The sequence below is a fragment of the Geodermatophilus poikilotrophus genome (assembly GCF_900111455.1).
GTDB lineage: Bacteria > Actinomycetota > Actinomycetes > Mycobacteriales > Geodermatophilaceae > Geodermatophilus > Geodermatophilus poikilotrophus.
On the sequence record NZ_FOIE01000007.1, the window covers coordinates 25,534 to 44,118 of the forward strand.

Here is an 18,585-nt window from a genome sequence, read left to right on the forward strand (position 1 = left end):
CCGCGGCCCATGATCCCACCGACCGCGCCGGCGTACCGGCGTTCCGGCGTTGCGGCGTTCCGGCCGACCACCTGTGCGAACACCCATCCGGGTACCCCGCCGGTGGGCGGGCCCACCCCCACCGGGTACCCGGAGCCGGGACGCCGCCCGCGGAGGACCTCCGTATGGTCGGTCCCCGTGCGCATCGCCACCTGGAACGTCAACTCGATCCGCACCCGTGCCGACCGCGTCGTCGCGTGGCTGCAGCGCTCCGACGTCGACGTCCTGGCTCTCCAGGAGACGAAGTGCCGGGACGACCAGTTCCCCGAGTCCCGGTTCACCGACCTCGGGTACCAGGTCGCGCACGTGGGCCACTCGCAGTGGAACGGGGTGGCGCTGCTGTCCCGCGTCGGCCTCGAGGACGTCGAGGTGGGCTTCCCCGGCCAGCCCGGCTTCGGCAGCCCCGAGCCGGCGGTCGAGGCCCGCGCCCTGGGCGCCACCTGCGCCGGGGTGCGGGTGTGGAGCCTGTACGTCCCCAACGGGCGCACGCTCACCGACCCGCACTACGAGTACAAGCTGCGGTGGCTCGAGGCGCTGCGGACGGCGGCCGGCGGCTGGCTGGCCGCGGACGCCGGCGCGCAGGTCGCCCTCGTCGGCGACTGGAACATCGCCCCGCAGGACGACGACGTGTGGGACGTGCGGGTCTTCGCGCACTCCACGCACGTCTCCGAGCCCGAGCGCGCGGCCTTCCGCGCGATCGTCGACGCCGGGTACGCCGACGTCGTCCGGCCGCACACCCCCGGCCCGGGGGTCTACACCTACTGGGACTACACGCAGCTGCGCTTCGCCCGCCGTGAGGGCATGCGGATCGACTTCGTCCTCGGTTCCCCCGCGCTGGCCGCCCGGGTGACGAATGCCCTGATAGACCGGCAGGAACGCAAGGGCAAGGGCGCCAGCGACCACGCCCCCGTGGTGGTCGAGCTCCGCGACTGACTCTCGAGCGTCAGCCGCCGAGCACGCCGTCGACCACGGCCGTGGCTCCCCCGACAGCCCGGCGACGACGCGGCGGTGCGCGCACTCCGGGCCCCGAACGGCGCGGCCGCCGCGGATCCCAGCGAGGGCACCCAGCCTGCGCCCACGGTCAGCGGCCCGGCCCGGGCGGGCCACCGCAGGGCCTCGGGTGGGGACGTGGGGACAGCGAGCGGGCACCTCCCGAACCCGGCCGACACCTCCGCGGACGGCGACGAGGGGACCGCGACGAGCCGCTGACGAGGGCATCAGCGGGCCGCCGCCGGTGTTGTACCCGGCGATGACCGCGCAGCTCGCACCCCTCGCCCCCGGCGCTCCCTCGCCCACCCGGTCCACTCCCCCGCCCACCCGCCTCTGGACGCCGTCGCGCGTCCTGGTCACCCGCTCGGCCGCGGAGCGGCCGCACGGACAGCGCATCCTGGCCCGGCTCGAGGCCGCCGGGGTGTCCGACGTCGAGCTGCTGCCCGGCGACCGGCTGCCCAACCTGCGCGGGGACGGCGACCGCGCGGCGTTCATGCGCGCCAAGGACACCCTCGCCGTCGTCGTCCCGCCGCCGTCCAAGCGCAGGCTGCAGCCCATCCCGCCGTCCGCCGACTGGCGCGTCGACCTGGCCGAGGGCTGCCCCGCGCACTGCCAGTACTGCTACCTCGCGGGCTCGCTGTCCGGCCCGCCGATCACCCGCGTGTTCGCCGACCTCGACGAGGTGCTCACCGGCCTGGACGGTCACGTCGGCCGCGGCACGGTCACCTCCGGCACGCTGGAGCGCGGCGGCGAGGGGACGACGTTCGAGGCCTCCTGCTACACCGACCCGCTGGCGATCGAGCACCTCACCGGCGGACTGGCCGCGGCCATCACGCACTTCGGCACGCACGACTGGCCCGGGCCGGTGCAGCTGCGGGCCACCACCAAGTTCGACGACGTCACCGGCCTGCTGGACCTGCCGCACGGTGGGCGCACCCGGCTGCGGTTCTCGGTCAACGCGGCCTCGGTGGCCCGCCGGTTCGAGGGGGCGACGTCCCCCGTGCCGGGGCGGGTCGCCGCCGCGGCCGCCGTCGCCGCCGCCGGCTACCCGGTCGGCCTGACCATCGCGCCGATCATGCCGGTCGGGGGGTGGCGGGAGGAGTACGGCGCCCTGCTCGACGCCGTGGCCGCCGCGCTGCCGGCCGGCGCCGACCTCACCGTCGAGTGCATCACGCACCGGTTCACGCCCGGCAGCAAGGAGACGCTGCTGGACTGGTACCCGCGCACGAAGCTCGACATGGACGAGGCCCGCCGCACCACCAAGCGCGGGAAGTACGGCTCGGTCAAGCACGTCTACCGGAGGGAGACGATGGCCGAGCTGCGCGGCTGGTTCGAGGCCGCACTGGCCGAGCGGCTGCCCCAGGCCCAGCTCCTGTACTGGACCTGAGGCGCCGCTCGACGTGGCCCCGTCCCGAGGCTCACCGCGGCCCCGTCCCGGGTCCCGCCCTGAGCTCGCGGAGGGTGGGGAGGACGGGGTCCTCCCACGGTGAGGAGGACGGGGTCCCTCAGGCGGCGGGGATCATCCCGTTCGGGTCGAGGATGTACTTCTTCGCCGCGCCCTGGTCGAATTCCTGGTATCCCCGCGGCGCGTCCTCCAGCGGGATCACCTCGGCGTTCACCGCCTTCGCGATCTGCACCCGGTCGTGGAGGATCGCCATCATCAGCTGGCGGTTGTAGCGCATGACCGGGCACTGACCGGTGGTGAACGCGTGCGACTTCGCCCAGCCCAGGCCCAGCCGGATGGACAGCGACCCCGTCTTCGCCGCCTCGTCGGCCGCGCCCGGGTCCCCGGTCACGTAGAGGCCCGGGATGCCGAGCGCGCCGCCGGCCCGGGTGATGTCCATCAGCGAGTTGAGCACCGTGGCCGGCGCCTCCCGCTCGGCGTCCTTCCCGTGGCCGCGGGCCTCGAAGCCGACCGCGTCGACGCCGCAGTCGACCTCGGGCTCGCCGAGGATCTGCTCGATCTGGTCCTTGGGGTCGCCCTGGGAGACGTCGACGGTCTCGCAGCCGAAGCTGCGGGCCTGGGCCAGCCGGTCGGCGTTGAGGTCACCGACGATGACGACGGCGGCGCCGAGCAGCTGCGCCGAGGCCGCGGCCGCCAGCCCCACCGGGCCGGCCCCGGCGATGTAGACCGTCGAGCCGGTGCCCACCCCGGCGGTGACGCAGCCGTGGTAGCCGGTCGGGAAGATGTCCGACAGCATCGTCAGGTCGCGGATCTTCTCCAGCGCCTGGTCCCGGTCCGGGAACCTGAGGCAGTTCCAGTCCGCGTACGGGACCATCACGTACTCGGCCTGGCCGCCGGTCCAACCGCCCATGTCGACGTAGCCGTAGGCCGAGCCGGGGCGGTCGGGGTTGACGTTCAGGCAGATGCCGGTCTTGCCCTCCTTGCAGTTGCGACAGCGGCCGCAGGCGATGTTGAAGGGCACGCTGACGATGTCGCCGACCTCGAGGAACTCGACGTCGGCGCCCTTCTCGATGATCTCGCCGGTGATCTCGTGGCCGAGGACCAGGCCCTCGGGCGCGGTCGTCCGCCCGCGGACCATGTGCTGGTCGCTGCCGCAGATGTTGGTGCTGACCGTCTTCAGGATGACCCCGTGCGGGGTCTTGCGGCCGACGTTGGCCGGGTTGACCCCCGGACCCTCCTTGAGTTCCAACCCGGGGTAGTCCAGGTCCGCGACCTCGACCTTGCCGGGCCCCATGTACATGACTGCCTTGTTGCCTGCCACGGACGATCCTCTCGTCGGCGCCGGCACGCCTCTGTGCCGGCCGGGGTGCCCGCCGCCCGGGCGCCCCGGTGGCCGGTCCCTGTCCGCGACGGTCCTCCGGGGCTCGGAGGCGGCAGGGATCAGAGTCTGGTCCCCGCCACCCCCGGTGCGGCCCGGCGAAGTGCGCGACCGGGACCCGACACGCCGCCTGTGGACACGTACCGTGGCCCGTCGTGCTCGTCCTGCTGCCGCCGTCGGAGACCAAGGCCCCCGGTGGGGACGGCGGCCCGCTGGACCTCGCCGCGCTCTGCTGGCCCGAGCTGACCGGCGTCCGCGCCGGCCTGGCCGAGGCGCTGGTCGAGCTCGCCGGGGACCTCCCCGCCGCGCGGGCCGCACTGGGCCTGTCGCCGGCGCAGGACGACGAGGTGGCGCGCAACGCCGAGCTGCTCGGCGCCCCGACGATGCCGGCCCTGGAGCGCTACACCGGGGTCCTCTACGACGCCCTCGACGTGCGCTCGCTGACCCGTGCCCAGCGCGCCCGGGCCGACCGGCGGCTGGCGGTCGGGTCCGCGCTGTTCGGCGTGGTGCGCGGCACCGACCGGATCCCGGCCTACCGGCTGTCGGCCGGCTCCGCCCTGCCCGGCCGGCCGACGCTGCGCGCCCTGTGGCGCCCGACGCTGGGACCGCTGCTGGCGGCCGTCGACGAGCTGGTGGTCGACCTGCGCAGCGGCGCCTACACTGCGCTCGCACCGGTGCCCGGCGCGGTGACCCTCGAGGTGCTGAGCGAGCGCCCGGACGGCACGCGGGCGGTGGTCAGCCACTCCAACAAGGCGCACAAGGGCCGCGTCGCACGGCTGCTCGCCACCACGACCGGAGAGCCGGGGGACGTCGTCCGGCTGCGGGCACTGCTGCGCCAGGCCGGGTTCCACGTGGAACACCCCGGCGGCACCGCGCTGACCCTCGTCGTCCCCGGGGAGCATGCCGGCCCGACCCGGCACGCACCGTCGCCGCCGAGGTGATCTGCGTCAGGATCGTTGCGCCCAACGGACAGCACGTGGCATAACTGCGGGGACGCGCGCAGCTCGAGCAGTCGTGGCCGCCGGCGGGTTCTGACCACCCCGGCACGGGGCGTCGACAACGGAGAGGTACCGGTGGAGGGATCCCCGCGGCTGGGTGGCGCCGTGCGCACGTCAGACCTCGAGTCGGCGGCCGAGGTGCTGCGCGGCGACCCGGTGCGCACCCGCGCCGCCCGTCGCCTCCGCAGCGCGCAGAACGGCTCGCCGGCCGTCGACCGGCTGGTGGAGCTGGCCGCGCGGCTGCTCGGCGCGCAGGCCGGCCAGATCTCGCTGCTCGGCGACGTGCAGTCGGTCGCCGGCGTCGCGGGGCTGCCACCGGGTGCCGCCACGCGGGAGACCGACCTCGCCGACACGCCCTGCACGCTGGCCGCGGCCGGCACCGACGTGCTCGCCATCCCCGACGCCCGGGCCGACGAGCGGGTCGGCCGGCTGCCGCAGGTGACCGGCGGGCAGGTCGTCGCCTACCTCGGCGCCCCGCTGACCGACGGGGACGGCCACGTCGTCGGGACGCTGTGCGTGTTCGACCCGCTGCCGCGGGAGTGGTCGGAGACCGACGCCGCGACGCTGCAGCAGCTCGCCGCCTCGGTGGTGACCGAGCTGGAGTACGCCGCGCTGACCGGCGAGTACGAGCGCCAGCACCTGCGGTGGCGGCTGGCGATGGACGCCGGCGGGGTGGGCACCTTCGACCTGGACCTGCGGTCCGGCGAGCTGGTGTGGGACGACCCGCTGATGACGATGTTCGGGTACACCGCCGCGGACTTCGACGGCACCATGACCGCCTTCAACCGGCGCCTGCACCCCGACGACCTGCCCCGCGTCAGCGAGGCGCTGCGCGCCTGCATCGACCTCGTGGGCGACTTCGAGGCGGAGTACCGCGTCGTCCGCCCGGACGGCGGGACCCGCTGGGTGCAGGCCCGCGGTCGCGCGCTGGCCGGCCCGGACGGGACCACCGTCCGCGTGCTCGGCGCCGCGTACGACACCACCGAGGACCGCACCGGCGACGTCCGGGTGACGCGGGTGCTCGAGGCGATGCCGGCCGGCTTCTACTCGCTCGACCACGAGTGGCGCTTCACGCACGTCAACGCCGAGGCCGAGCGGCTGCTCGGCCGCAGCCGCGAGGAGCTGCTCGGCGAGGTCATCTGGACGGCGTTCCCGGCGACGGTGAACAGCGAGTTCGAGGACAACTACCGCGGCGCGGTCCGGACCGGGCAGCCGGTCAACTTCGACGCGCACTACCCGGCGCCGCTGAACGGCTGGTACGAGCTGCGCGTCTGGCCGACCCCCGAGGGCCTGTCGGTCTACTTCATCGAGGTGACCGAGCGGAAGCTGGCGCGCGAGCACGCCGAGCGCTCGGCGCAGCGGCTGGCGGTGCTCGCGCAGGTCAGCGCCGAGCTGGCCGGGACCCTGGACGCGCAGGCCGCCACCAGCCGCCTCCCCCGGCTGGTGGTCCCCGGACTGGCGCAGTGGGGCATCGTCACCGTGGTCGACGCCGACGGACGCCCGCGCGACGTCGGCTGGTGGCACGCGGAGCCGTCATCGCGCGCGCTGGTCGAGCGCTACGCCGCCGTCCGGCTGGACGCGATGCCGGCCACCTCGCCCGTGACGCGGGCGCTCCTGGCCGGTGAGGCGGTGCGGGCGAACGCCGACGACGTGGTCGCCCTGCTGAACGACGGCGAGGCGCGGGACCTGCTGACGGCCCTGGCACCGGGCGCGGCGGTCTGCCTGCCGCTGCGCGGGCGGGGACGCACCCTGGGCGTGCTGACCCTCTACTTCGGTCGCGGCGACATGCTGTCGCGGGAGGACCTCGCCACCGCGCAGGACGTCGCCGACCGCGCCGGCCTGGCCCTGGACAACACCCGGCTCTACGCGCAGCAGCAGCAGCTGGCCGAGGGACTGCAGCGCAGCCTGCTCACCGAGCCGCCGGAGCCCGATCACGCCGAGATCGCCGTCCGCTACCTGCCCGCCGTCGAGGCGGCTCGGGTCGGCGGCGACTGGTACGACGCGTTCCTGCAGCCCAGCGGATCGACGATGCTGGTCATCGGCGACGTCGTCGGGCACGACACCGAGGCTGCCGCGGCCATGGGGCAGCTGCGCGGCCTGCTGCGCGGCATCGCCACCTACAGCGATGCGTCGCCGGTCGAGGTGCTCCGCGGGCTGGACGCCTCGATGGCGGTGCTGCAGACCCACGTGCTGGCCACGGCTGCGGTGGCCCGCTTCGAGCAGACCGACGACGAGCGCCGGCGCGGCATCACCCGGATGCGCTGGGCGAACGCCGGGCACCTGCCGCCGCTGGTCATCAACCCCGACGGCAGCGTGGCCGAGCTGGCCGCCTGGAGGGGCGACCTGCTGCTGGGTGTCGACCACGAGGTCGAGCGCCAGGAGTCGGTGGTGACCCTCGACCGCGGGTCCACCGTCCTGCTGTTCACCGACGGGCTCGTCGAGCGGCGCGACGCCGACCTGGACGCCGGACTGGTGCGGCTGCGGGATGCGCTGGCCGAGGTGTCCCACCTGCCGCTCCAGCAGCTGCTGGACGAGGTGCTCGAACGGCTGGTCGACGGCCGGCCCGAGGACGACGTCGCGCTGGTCGCCGTCCGCCTGCACCGCCAGGACCGCCCGCGCCCGGTCGAGGCCGGCCCCAACGAGGTCCCGGACGTCGTCCCGCCGGAACCGGCCTGATCTCCCGGCCGGATCGCCGGCGCTCCTCGTGCTCCGCGGGTCCTGCAGGCCACGCACAGCACGAGGAGGACCCGCGATGCATGACAGAGTTCCCGGGTGACGACTTCCACCGACGAGCTGTGCCTGCGACCGGCGACCGAGCTGGCGGCGCTGATCCGCTCCCGGCAGCTGTCCGCCCGTGAGCTGACCGACGCCTGCCTGGAGCGCATCGAGCGGCTCGACGGCCAGGTCAACGCGGTGGTCACGCTGGACGCCGAGGGCGCCCGCGCCGCCGCCGACGCCGCCGACGCCGCGCTGGCCGCCGGCGAGGAGGTCGGCCCCCTCCACGGGCTGCCGGTGGCGCACAAGGACACCCACGCCACCGGCGGCATGCGCACCACCTGGGGCTCACCGCTCGCCGACACGGTGCCGGCGGACGACGAGCTGGTGGTCGCCCGGCTGCGCGCGGCCGGGACGGTGCGCATCGGCAAGACCAACGTGCCGGAGTTCGCGGCCGGCTCGCACACCTTCAACCCGCTGTTCGGCGTCACCCACAACCCGTACCGGCACGGGCTGTCGGCCGGCGGGTCGAGCGGGGGCGCGGCCGCGGCGCTGGCCGCAGGTCTCGTGCCGGTGGCCGAGGGCAGCGACTTCGGCGGCTCGCTGCGCAACCCGGCGGCGTTCTGCAACGTCGTCGGGCTGCGGCCCACGCCGGGGCGGGTGCCGACCTGGCCGGCCGCGATGGCCTGGTCGCAGCTGTCGGTGCAGGGCCCGATGGGACGCACGGTGGCCGACGTCGCGCTGGTGCTCTCGGCGATCGCCGGGCCGGACCGTCGCGTGCCGATCTCCCTCGACGACCCCGGCGCCCCCTTCGCCGCGCCGCTGCCCGAGCGCCTCGACGGGCTGCGCGTGGCCTGGGCGCCGGACCTGGGCGGGCGGGTGCGGGTGGACCCGGCCGTCACGGCGGTGCTGGCGGAGAGCGTGGCGGTGTTCGAGGAGCTCGGCGCCACCGTCGAGGCCGACTGCCCCGACCTCGCCGGCGCCGACGACGTCTTCGGCACGTTGCGGGCCTGGGTGTTCGACACGACCTTCAGCGACCTGGCCCGGCGGCACCCGGACCGGCTCAAAGAGTCGATCCGCTGGAACGCCGCGCTGGGCGCGGAGCTCACCGGCGCCGACCTCGCCCGCGCAGAGATGGCCCACACGGCCCTCTACGAACGCGTCGTGGCCTTCTTCGACCGCTACGACGTCCTGCTGGCGCCGACGACACAGGTCCTGCCCTTCCCGGTGGAGGCCGAGTACCCCACCGAGATCGACGGGGAGCCGCTGGCGGACTACCTGGCCTGGATGCGCTCCTGCACGCTCATCACGCCGACCGGCTGCCCCGCGCTCTCGGTGCCGGGCGGGTTCACCCCGGACGGGCTGCCGGTGGGCCTGCAGGTGGTCGCCCCGCCGCGGGCCGACCGGCGGGTGCTGGAGGTCGGGCACGCCTTCGAGCAGGCGACCCGCTTCGGCGAGCGCCGTCCGCCACTCTGACGCCGTCTCACCCTGTCTAGAGCTCCGGCTAGAGAATGGCAGATGCCGCGATCGACCCGGTCTCGACCGGCGTCTGCGGTTCTCTCGGACCGACGCTAGACAGCCGTAGTCGGCGCTCGACCCGACGGGTCCACCACCCGGGCCGCGAACGTCGGTAGCCCCGGACCCTCGAGGTGGTCGAGTGCGACGGGCCGGCCGGCCATGGCGAGCACCAGGTCCACTGTCCGCCCCCGCACCAGCGGCCCCTCCCCCACGGCGAAGGGCCCGTCGGATGCCTCGAGCCGCAGACCGGCCGACCGCCGCTTCGACGGGACCGTGAAGTCGCGGGCGGCGAAGAAGCGCGCCACGCGCTCCAGGGCCGCCGGCGCGTACGCGTGTGAGATGCCCAGCGGACGGCGGACGTCCTCGCCGTGCACGACGACCTCCCCCAGCCACGCGTCGACGTGCCCGCTCGGTGCCGTCCTGCTGTCGACGACTCCCCGGAACCGCCGGAGCGTCTCGTCGGGCGTGCCGCCGAGCTGCTCGCGCAGCCGCACGTCGACCATCCGGTCGACGTCGAACCGGCACCGGGCGAGGCCGGCCAGCCAGCGGATCGAGCCCGAGCTCGCCCCCGCGGTCAGGTGCGCGACGACCTCCTCGACGCTGAGCCCGTCACACAGCGACGGCGTCCGCCAGGCGCCCACGCCGATCCACTCCAGGTCCGCCACCAACGCTGCCCGCTCCGCAGCGACCGCCTGCCATCCGTCCGTCACGCAGGGCCGACCGCCGCCAACCCGCGAACTCATCGGTCCCGGCGGAGCCGGCCCCCCTGCAGGGGCCCGCCCCGAGCGACAGCGAGGGGTGGGCCTCTGCAGGAGGGTCCTCCGCTCAGCCGGGGCGGCGCAGGCCGCGCAGGGTCCGGACGGCGACCAGCAGCTCGGCCAGCTCCTGCCGGTCCCCCGCGGCGATGTCGACCAGCTGGGCCGCCGCCCGCTGCTGCGTGCCGTCCCAGCCGGCCACCCAGCGCTCCACGAGCTCCCCGGCGTCCCCGGAGGCGCCCGTCCGTCCGCTGAGCACCTCGGCGGTGAGCGCGGCCTGCTCGCCGGTCAGGTCGTCGCGCAGCGAGGCGCGGGCCATCGCCGGCCAGCGGCGGTCGCGGGGCAGCGCCACCACGAGCTCGCGCAGCGGCACCAGCGCCAGCCGCTCGGCCACCGCCTGGTGCACCCGGCCGGCCAGCTCGATGGGCGCGCCGGTGCGCTCGGCGACGAGCGCCAGGTCCAGCGCGGCCGGCAGCAGGGGTGCGGCGGCCACCTCCGCGGCCAGCGTCTCGGGCACCCCCGCGCGCCGCAGCCGGTCGGTGCGGTCGGCGTGGGCGGCCGCCTCGGCGCCCAGCAGCCACGACGGCAGCCCGGCGCGCACCGCGGCGACCGGCGCGGCGAACCGGTCGGTCACGTCGCCCAGCGGTGCGGCCTCCTCCGCGGCCAGCTCGGGGAGCCGCAGCAGCCAGCGCGCGGCCCGCTCGGCCAGCCGGGTGGCCTCGGTCCGCAGCTCCACCTGGGTGGTCGCCGGTACGCGGTTGTCCAGCGGGCGGACGGCGTCCCAGAGCCGGTCCACCTCGAACACCGCCCGGGCCACCGCGTGCGCCCGCACCACCCCGGCCAGCGGCACGCCGGTCTCCTCGGCCAGCCGGAACAGCCCGGTCACGCCGGCGACGTTGACCGCGCGGTTGGTCAGCGCGGTGGCGACGATCTCCCGCCGCAGCGGGTGCCCGCTGACCGCCGCGGGGAAGCGACGGCGCAGCTCGGCGGGGAAGTAGCCGACGAGCAGCCCCTCCAGCGCCGGGTCGTCGGGCAGGCCGGAGGCCAGCACGGCGTCCCCGGTCCCCAGCTTGGCGTAGGCGAGCAGCACCGACAGCTCCGGGCCCGTCAGCGCCTGCCCGTCGCGCCGCCGCTCGGCCAGCTGGCGGTCGTCGGGGAGGAACTCGACGCTGCGCACCAGCCGGCCGGAGCGCTCCAGCGCCCGCAGGAAGCGCTGGTGCGCGTCGAGCAGACTGCGCGCGGACGTCGTCTCGACGGCCAGCGTCGCGTTCTGCGCGTGGTTGTCGTTGAGGACGGCCGCGGCGACCTCGTCGGTCATCTCGCCGAGCAGCGCCGCGCGCCCCTCGGCGTCCAGCTCGCCGGCCTCGACCACCCGGTCCAGCGCGATCTTGATGTTGACCTCGTGGTCGGAGGTGTCCACGCCGGCGGAGTTGTCGATGGCGTCGGTGTTCACCCGCCCGCCGGTCAGCGCGTACTCCACCCGCCCGCGCTGGGTGAGGCCGAGGTTGCCGCCCTCCCCCACCACACGCACCCGCAGGTCGCGGCCGTCGACCCGGACGGCGTCGTTGGCCTTGTCCCCCACGTCCAGCGCGCTCTCGGTGGAGGCCTTGACGTAGGTCCCGATGCCGCCGTTGAACAGCAGGTCCACCGGCGCCAGCAGCACGGCGCGGATGAGCTCGACCGGGGAGAGCGAGTCCACGTCGCCGGCCAGGCCGAGGGCGGTGCGCATCGGCTCGCTGACCGGGATGGCCTTCGCCGTCCGCGGCCACACCCCGCCGCCCGGGCTGATCAGCGCGGGGTCGTAGTCGGCCCACGAGGAGCGCGGCAGGTCGAACAGCCGGCGCCGCTCGGCGAAGGAGGTGGCCGCGTCCGGTGTGGGGTCGACGAAGACGTGCCGGTGGTCGAAGGCGGCCACCAGCCGGATGTGCTCGGACAGCAGCATCCCGTTGCCGAAGACGTCGCCGGACATGTCACCGACGCCGACCACGGTGAAGTCCTGGCTCTGCACGTCCAGGTCCAGCTCGCGGAAGTGCCGGGTCACCGACTCCCAGGCGCCGCGGGCGGTGATGCCCATGGCCTTGTGGTCGTAGCCGACCGACCCGCCGGAGGCGAAGGCGTCGCCCAGCCAGAAGCCGCGCTCCAGGGCCACCGCGTTGGCCAGGTCGGAGAAGGTCGCCGTCCCCTTGTCGGCGGCGACGACGAGGTAGGTGTCGTCGCCGTCGTGCCGGACCACCCGCTCGGGCGGCAAGACCTGGCCGTCGGCCAGGTTGTCCGTCAGGGACAGCAGCGCGCCGATGAACAGCCGGTAGCAGGCCTGCCCCTCGGCGAGCCACGCGTCGCGGCCCGCGCTCTCCGGTGGCGGCTTCCGGACGACGAACCCGCCCTTGGCGCCGGTCGGCACGATGACGGTGTTCTTCACCATCTGCGCCTTGACCAGGCCGAGCACCTCGGTGCGCAGGTCCTCGTGCCGGTCGGACCAGCGCAGCCCGCCGCGCGCGACCGCCCCGAAGCGCAGGTGCACGCCCATGACCCGCGGCGAGCTGACCCACACCTCGCGGGCCGGGCGCGGCTCGGGGACGTCGGGCACCTCGGCCGGGTGCAGCTTCAGCGCCAGCGGACCGCCCGCGTAGTACGTCGTCCGCTGGGTGGCCAGGACGGCGGCGAGCATCGCGGTCAGCACCCGGTCGGCGTCCAGCGACTCCACCGCGCCGATCGCCTGCCGCAGCGAGGTGACCAGCTCGTCGGTGCGCCGGGCCCGCCCGCCGTCCCGCCCCGGGGAGAAGCGGGTCTCGAACAGCGCCACCAGCCGGGCGACGACGTCGGGGTGGGCGGCCAGCGTCGTCTCCACGTACCGCTGGCCGAAGGGCAGCCCGGCCTGCCGCAGCCACTGCACGTAGGCGCGGACGACGGTCACCTGACGCCAGTTCAGCCCCGCCAGCAGCACCAGCGCGCCGAGGCCGTCGTCCTCGGCGTCGCCGCGCCAGACGGCCGACAGCGCCTCGGTGAACCGCTCGGGCAGCGAGCCGGGGAAGGGCAGGTCGCCGGCCGGTGCGGTCAGCCCGAAGTCGTAGATCCAGGCCAGCGGGGCGCCGATCCGGTCGATCTCGTAGGGCCGCTCGTCGACGACGTCGACGCCGAGGTGCTGCAGCATCGGCAGCACGTCGGAGAGCAGCAGCCGCTCCCCCACCCGGTAGACCGCCAGGCGCGGCTCGGACGCCGACGCCCCGCTCGGCCGGCGCAGCACCAGGCCGAGCTCGCCCTCGGTGAGCCCGTCGAGCCGCTCGAGGTCCTCGACGGCGGTCGTGGCCGGGAAGTCCTCCTGGTAGACGGCGGGGAAGGCGTCGGCGACCCGGGCGAACCGGCGCTCGGCGTCCGCGCCGTACCGCGCCTTGAGCGCGTCGGCCAGCTCGTCGGTCCAGCTCCGCACGACGGCGGCCAGCGCGTCCTGCAGCGCCGGCACGTCGACCTCGGGCAGCGTGGCCCGCCCGCCCCGCGCCACCGGCGGGCGGACGACGAAGTGCAGCCGCGCCAGCACCGACTCGGTGACCCGCGCGGAGTACTGGATGCTGGTGCCGCCCAGGCGCTCCAGCAGCAGCTGCTGCACGGCCAGCCGGACCTCGGTGGTGTACCGGTCGCGGGGCAGGTAGACGATCGCCGACCAGAACCGGTCGCCGGGGTCCCGGCGCAGGAACAGCCGGGTCTGCCGGCGCTCCTGCAGGTGCAGCACGGCCAGCGCGACCGGCAGCAGCTCGTCGGTGCCGACCTGGAACAGCTCGTCGCGGGGGTAGGTCTCCAGGACGTCGAGCAGCTCCTTGCCGGTGTGGCTGTCGGCGGGGACCCCCGAGCGCTCCACCACCTCGGCCGCCCGGCGGCGCACCAACGGGACCTCGCGGACGGTGTGCGCGGCGGCGGCCGACGGGAACAGGCCGACCAGCCGGTGCTGGCGGGCCGAGTCGCCGTCCGCGCCGGGCAGGGTGACCGTCACCTGGTCCAGCCAGGTGCGGCGGTGCACGGTCGAGCGGGCGTCGGCCTTGGTCACCGCGAGCAGCGTCGAGCCCGGGGTGCCCTCGGGGGTGCTGGCGGTGTCGGCGTCGCTGCGCAGCACGCCCAGCCCGCTGCCGGCGACCGGGCGGGCCGTCGTGCGACCGCGGGCGCGCACCAGGTCGACGTCCCTCGCGCCCAGGAGCACGAAGTTGCCGTCGGTGAGCCAGCGCAGCAGCGCCGCCGCCTCCGCGGGGTCGTCGGCCGGGTCCGCGGACCCGCTCGCGGGCGCCCGGTCGAGCCGGTCGGCGAGATCCAGGGCGCGGGTCCGCATCCGGGCGGCGTCCTCGTCGACGGCCCGGACGTCGGCCAGGACGGTGCGCAGACCGGCGACCAGGTCGCCGGTCGCCTCGTCGTCCAGCGGCCCGTCGAGGACGACGGCCATCCAGGACTCGGCCAGCGCGTCGGCGCCGCACGCGCCGGGCTCGGCGCTGTCGCAGAAGGCGCGGATCCGGCCGGTCACGTCGCGGCGGACCACCAGCACCGGGTGGACGACGTGGTCGATGCGGAAGCCCTGCCGGACCACCTCGGCGGTGACCGAGTCCACGAGGAAGGGCATGTCGTCGGTGACCACCAGGACCAGCGACCGGCGACCGGCGCCGCCGCGGGCGGGCAGCTCCTGGACGTCGACGGTGGCCGCCCCCTGGGGACGCACCTCGGCCAGCCGCAGGTGGCGCAGCACCAGCGCGGCGAGGTCGGCCGGGTCCTGGTCGAGGACCTCGGCGGCCGGCTCGCTCCAGTAGTAGCGGCGCAGCAGCGCGGGGACGTCGTCGGCGCCGCAGCCGGGGGGCAGACCGGCGTCGCGCTCGAGAGCGGCGCGGGCCGCTCGCTCGAGCAGCAGGTGCTTGTCGTGGGTGGCCGCCTCGAGGGCGGCGAGCTCGGTCGCGGCGGCGGGCGTGCCGTCGTCCGCGGAGGCCGGGCCCGGGATCTCCGGAACCGTGCCGGTGGTGCGGGTCATCCGCTGACGCTAGCCCGGCCGGGTGCCTCCCGTCACAGCGACGCGGCCGCCGGTCAGCGCCGCTCGGTGAGCTGGTCGGCGATCCAGCCGCCGATGGCCAGCAGCAGCCCGCCGACGATCGCGGTGCCGAAGCCGTCGACCTGCAGCCGGTCGGTGATCGCGGCGGTGATGCCGAGCAGCGCGGCGTTCACGACGAGCAGGAACAACCCCAGGGTGACCAGCACGAACGGGAACGACAGCAGCCGCAGGACCGGCCCGACGACCGCGTTGACCACCGCGAAGACCAGCGCGATCCACAGGTAGGTGCCGGGCTCGCCGAGCGGCCCGTTCGGGTTCGGGATCACCTCGATGCCGTTCAGCAGGTAGGCGACGCCGTAGAAGACGCCGGCCAGGAGGACGACCTTGACCAGGAACCTCAACACCGGGCCCACGCTAGCGACGGCGGCTGCGAGGACCCTGTGCGCCGGCGGCTCCCCCGTTCTGCAGGCGCGGGGGCGGACACGTCGGGACGGACCTCGACCAGGCCCTGTCGGCCGTGGTCATGGGGTCGTTGCCGCCGGTCCCGGCGCGTCGGCGCGTGTTCCCGGGAACGAGCCCATGATCGACGCAGGACGCGTCCCGGGACGAGAGGTGGAACCGTGCAGCGACCGGCCCTGGTCTACGACGGCGACTGCGGGTTCTGCACCCGATCGGCCGCCGTCGCCCGGCGGGTGCTGCCCGCCGGCTGCGCCGTCGTCCCCTGGCAGGGCGCCGACCTCGCCGCCGTCGGCACCACCGCCGAGCGCGCACAGCAGGAGGTGCTGTGGGTGCCCCGCACGGGGGACGTCGTCGGCGGGGCCCGCGCGGTCGCCGCCGCTCTTCGCGCGGCCGGCGCCGGGTGGGCAGTGCTCGGCCGGCTGCTGGAGCTGCCCGTGGTCCGCGGGCCGGCCGACCGGGTCTACCGGCTGGTGGCGGCCAACCGGATGCGGCTGCCCGGCGGGACTGCCGCCTGTGCGCTCCCCTCCCGCGCGGACGACGGGCCACCCGCCGCCTGACCCGGGATCAGCTGAGCGGGAAGGCGCCGGCGACCAGGTACAGGCCGAGCAGGAACAGCACCCAGGCCACGGCCTCGCCGGAGGTGCGGGACAGCCACGCCTCCACCCGCGCCAGAGCGGGGGTGAGCCGGTCGTGCAGCGCCGCACGCAGCGCGAGCAGCACCAGCGCGGGCAGGACCATGACCAGGCAGTAGCCGGCCAGCACGGCGACCGTCGGCACCGGGCCGAGCCCGGACGTCGCCAGCAGGGCGATGGCGGCGAGGTAGGGGACCATCGACGCGGCCTCGACCCCCACGGCGACGACCGCCAGGCCCACGACCGCTCCGCCGCCGCCGTCCGCGTCCCCGCGCACCCGGTCCCGCCAGCGCGCCAGCCGCCCGGGACCGCGGGCGGCACGGGCCGCCCGGCGCCGCTCCTTGCCCGCCTGGGTCCAGGGCTCCACGGTGACGCCGAGGACGACCAGCACCACCCCGGCGACCAGCGGCACGATCCGGCCGGCGGCGCTCTCCAGGGCGGCCGACACCGGGTCGAGCAGCTGTGCGGCGCCCAGGGCGAGCGCTGCCCCCAGCAGCAGGTAGGCGCCGGCGACCGAGCCGAGGAAGAGCAGCACCCGGTCCACCCGGACCCGGCCGGGCGCCAGCATCAGCCACAGCGGCAGGACCAGCGTGCCGATGCTCGTGCTGTCGACCAGCGCCAGCGCGGCCAGCGACAGCAGCAGAGCGGGCTCCACGGCACCTCCCCGGGTGCTGGCAGCACGAGTGTGCTGCCGAACGCCAAAGTAGCACGCCTGTGCTACAAACCCTCCGTGCCCAAGCTGGTGGACGCCGAGCGGCGGCGCCGGGAGCTGGCCGAGGCCGTCTGGCGGGTCATCCGCCGGGACGGCGTCGCGGCGGCGTCCGTCCGCGCCGTGGCTCGCGAGGCCGGCACGTCGATGGGTGCACTGCGGCACTGGTTCGCCACCCAGGACGAGCTGCTGCACTTCGCGATGACCCTCGTGGTGGAGCGTGCGCGGGCTCGCGGCCAGGCGGCTGCCGCGGCCGGCGGCCCGCCCGCCGCCCGGCTGCTGCGGGTGCTCGAGGAGACGCTCCCGCTGGACGAGGAGCGGCGGGCCGAGACCGAGGTGTGGCTGGCCCTCACCGCGCGGGCCCTGGTCGACCCGGCCCTGGCCGAGCTGCGCGACCGGTCGGCCGCCGAGCTGCACGCGTTCTGCACCCAGGTGGTGCGCGCCCTCGTCGACGAGGGGGTCGCGCGCGCCGACCTCGACGTCGACCTGGAGGGCGAGCGGCTGCACGCCGTCGTGGACGGGCTGGCCGTGCACGCCGTGACCCGTCCGTCGGCGCTGCCGCCCGCCCGGACCCGGGAGGTGCTCGCCGCGCACCTGGCCGCGCTGGGCGACACGCCCTAGGCGCTTCTACCGACGTCTAACACCGGGCGCTAGACGAGGCCATACGGTGCTCGACATGGACCCCGTGCGGAACCCGTACGCCCCCGGCGCCGGACAGCGCCCGCCCGAGCTGGCCGGGCGTGACGGCGAGCTGTCGGCCTTCGACGTCGTCCTGGAGCGGATCGCGCACGGTCGCCCGGAGCGGTCGCTGGTACTCACCGGGCTGCGCGGCGTGGGGAAGACGGTGCTGCTCAACCAGCTGCGCTCGGCAGCGATCAGCCGCGGCTGGGGCACCGGCAAGATCGAGGCGCGGCCGGACCAGTCGCTGCGCCGGCCGGTGTCCTCCGCGCTGCACATGGCGCTGCGCGAACTGCGCCACCCCGACCAGGAGTCGATGGACGCCGTCCTCGGGGTGCTCAAGGCGTTCGCGCTGCGGCAGACGGCCGACGCGAAGGTGCGCGACCGTTGGCAGCCGGGCATCGACGTTCCGGTCACCAGCGGCCGGGCCGACTCCGGCGACATGGAGATCGACCTGGTCGAGCTGCTCAGTGACGCCGCCGGGCTGGCCGCCGACGTCGGCAAGGGCGTGGCGCTGTTCATCGACGAGATGCAGGACGTGCAGAGCGACGACGTCTCGGCCATCTGCGCCGCCTGCCACGAGCTGTCGCAGCAGGGGGCGCCGCTCATCGTCGTCGGCGCGGGGCTGCCGCACCTGCCGGCGGTGCTGTCGGCGTCGAAGAGCTACTCCGAGCGGCTGTTCCGCTACCTGCGGATCGACCGGCTGGACCGCCCCGCCGCCGACCGGGCGCTGCTCGCGCCGGCCGAGCGGGAGGAGGTCAGCTTCGAGCCCGAGGCGCTCGACGCGCTGTACGCGGCGGCCGACGGCTACCCGTACTTCGTGCAGGCGTACGGCAAGGTCACCTGGGACGTCGCCGCCGCCTCCCCCATCACCGCCGCGGACGTCGCGATGGCCGCGCCGGTCGCCGAGGCCGAGCTCGCGGTCGGCTTCTTCGGGTCGCGCTACGACCGGGCCACCCCGGCGGAGCGGGAGTACATGCACGCGATGGCCGAGCTGGGCGGACCGGCAGGCGCGGCCGTGTCGACCTCGGAGGTCGCCGTCTCGCTCGGCCGCAGGCCGGCGTCCCTGTCCCCCGCGCGGGACTCGCTGATCAAGAAGGGGCTCGTCTACTCCGCCGAGCGCGGCCAGATCGCCTTCACCGTCCCGCACTTCGGCCGCTACCTGCTCAGCCACCCCGACTGAACGAGGACCCCCGTCCTGCGCGCCCTTCGGAGGAGGACCCCCTCCTCCCCACCCCTGGCGGGCTCGGGGCGGTGCCCGGGAGGGGGCCGCGTGCCCGGGAGGGGCCGGG

At 75.7% G+C, this 18,585-nt stretch carries 13 protein-coding genes; 8 read left to right on the top strand and 5 right to left on the bottom strand.

Features of this window, described 5'->3' with window-relative positions; genetic code table 11:
* Nucleotides 1–177 precede the first annotated feature (177 nt).
* Together BMW27_RS16075 and BMW27_RS16085 are read left to right on the top strand one after the other, a co-directional pair.
* The gene (locus BMW27_RS16075) at nt 178–972 is read left to right on the top strand and encodes an exodeoxyribonuclease III (RefSeq protein WP_091445870.1); all 795 of its coding nucleotides are present in this window, start codon (nt 178–180) and stop codon (nt 970–972) included.
* Between the two features lie 316 nt (nt 973–1,288).
* Nucleotides 1,289–2,416 (top strand): SPL family radical SAM protein, encoded by a 1,128-nt coding sequence (locus BMW27_RS16085; protein ID WP_091446343.1) that lies wholly within the window; start codon nt 1,289–1,291, stop codon nt 2,414–2,416.
* A gap of 118 nt (nt 2,417–2,534) precedes the next feature.
* Here the strand turns inward: BMW27_RS16085 and fdhA are convergent, their stop codons facing one another.
* Nucleotides 2,535–3,755, bottom strand: a complete 1,221-nt coding sequence (fdhA, locus tag BMW27_RS16090; RefSeq protein ID WP_091445873.1) for a formaldehyde dehydrogenase, glutathione-independent — start codon at nt 3,753–3,755, stop codon at nt 2,535–2,537.
* Nucleotides 3,756–3,967: 212 nt separating this feature from the next.
* Between fdhA and yaaA the strand changes: the two genes are divergently transcribed.
* The 3 genes from yaaA (at nt 3,968) to BMW27_RS16105 (ending at nt 9,001) form a co-directional block, all read left to right on the top strand.
* The gene (yaaA, locus tag BMW27_RS16095; protein ID WP_091445875.1) at nt 3,968–4,753 is read left to right on the top strand and encodes a peroxide stress protein YaaA; all 786 of its coding nucleotides are present in this window, start codon (nt 3,968–3,970) and stop codon (nt 4,751–4,753) included.
* A 162-nt stretch (nt 4,754–4,915) separates the two neighbouring features.
* Entirely contained in the window at nt 4,916–7,486 is a 2,571-nt protein-coding gene (locus BMW27_RS16100; RefSeq protein WP_245743634.1) for a SpoIIE family protein phosphatase, read from the top strand.
* 96 nt (nt 7,487–7,582) lie between these two features.
* Nucleotides 7,583–9,001 (top strand): amidase, encoded by a 1,419-nt coding sequence (locus BMW27_RS16105; protein WP_091445879.1) that lies wholly within the window; start codon nt 7,583–7,585, stop codon nt 8,999–9,001.
* A 95-nt stretch (nt 9,002–9,096) separates the two neighbouring features.
* Here the strand turns inward: BMW27_RS16105 and BMW27_RS16110 are convergent, their stop codons facing one another.
* The 3 genes from BMW27_RS16110 to BMW27_RS16120 all read right to left on the bottom strand — a co-directional run bounded on the left by BMW27_RS16110 (nt 9,097) and on the right by BMW27_RS16120 (nt 15,219).
* Nucleotides 9,097–9,786, bottom strand: coding sequence for a maleylpyruvate isomerase family mycothiol-dependent enzyme (locus tag BMW27_RS16110; RefSeq protein WP_091445881.1), 690 nt, complete (start codon nt 9,784–9,786; stop codon nt 9,097–9,099).
* An 82-nt stretch (nt 9,787–9,868) separates the two neighbouring features.
* Nucleotides 9,869–14,797 (bottom strand): NAD-glutamate dehydrogenase, encoded by a 4,929-nt coding sequence (locus BMW27_RS16115; protein WP_091445883.1) that lies wholly within the window; start codon nt 14,795–14,797, stop codon nt 9,869–9,871.
* Between the two features lie 53 nt (nt 14,798–14,850).
* Nucleotides 14,851–15,219, bottom strand: a complete 369-nt coding sequence (locus tag BMW27_RS16120) for a phage holin family protein (RefSeq protein ID WP_091446345.1) — start codon at nt 15,217–15,219, stop codon at nt 14,851–14,853.
* A gap of 216 nt (nt 15,220–15,435) precedes the next feature.
* On the opposite strand from BMW27_RS16120, the gene BMW27_RS16125 reads away from it, so the two are divergent.
* The gene (locus BMW27_RS16125; RefSeq protein WP_091445885.1) at nt 15,436–15,831 is read left to right on the top strand and encodes a thiol-disulfide oxidoreductase DCC family protein; all 396 of its coding nucleotides are present in this window, start codon (nt 15,436–15,438) and stop codon (nt 15,829–15,831) included.
* A gap of 7 nt (nt 15,832–15,838) precedes the next feature.
* Here the strand turns inward: BMW27_RS16125 and BMW27_RS16130 are convergent, their stop codons facing one another.
* On the bottom strand, nt 15,839–16,561 hold the full coding sequence (locus BMW27_RS16130) for a GAP family protein (RefSeq protein ID WP_091445887.1): 723 nt from the start codon (nt 16,559–16,561) through the stop codon (nt 15,839–15,841).
* A gap of 75 nt (nt 16,562–16,636) precedes the next feature.
* Between BMW27_RS16130 and BMW27_RS16135 the strand changes: the two genes are divergently transcribed.
* Together BMW27_RS16135 and BMW27_RS16140 are read left to right on the top strand one after the other, a co-directional pair.
* On the top strand, nt 16,637–17,236 hold the full coding sequence (locus BMW27_RS16135) for a TetR family transcriptional regulator C-terminal domain-containing protein (RefSeq protein WP_091445889.1): 600 nt from the start codon (nt 16,637–16,639) through the stop codon (nt 17,234–17,236).
* A gap of 55 nt (nt 17,237–17,291) precedes the next feature.
* A complete protein-coding gene (locus tag BMW27_RS16140; RefSeq protein WP_091446348.1) occupies nt 17,292–18,476 on the top strand; it encodes an ATP-binding protein in 1,185 nt (394 codons plus the stop codon).
* The last annotated feature ends 109 nt before the right edge of the window (nt 18,477–18,585 follow it).

Excerpts from the sequence above, each read along its gene's own strand:
- BMW27_RS16085 (WP_091446343.1), top strand. The coding sequence starts at position 1,289 with ATGACCGCGCAGCTCGCACCCCTCGCCCCCGGCGCTCCCTCGCCCACC.
- BMW27_RS16110 (WP_091445881.1), bottom strand. The coding sequence starts at position 9,786 with ATGAGTTCGCGGGTTGGCGGCGGTCGGCCCTGCGTGACGGACGGATGG.
- BMW27_RS16115 (WP_091445883.1), bottom strand. The coding sequence starts at position 14,797 with ATGACCCGCACCACCGGCACGGTTCCGGAGATCCCGGGCCCGGCCTCC.
- BMW27_RS16140 (WP_091446348.1), top strand. The coding sequence starts at position 17,292 with ATGGACCCCGTGCGGAACCCGTACGCCCCCGGCGCCGGACAGCGCCCG.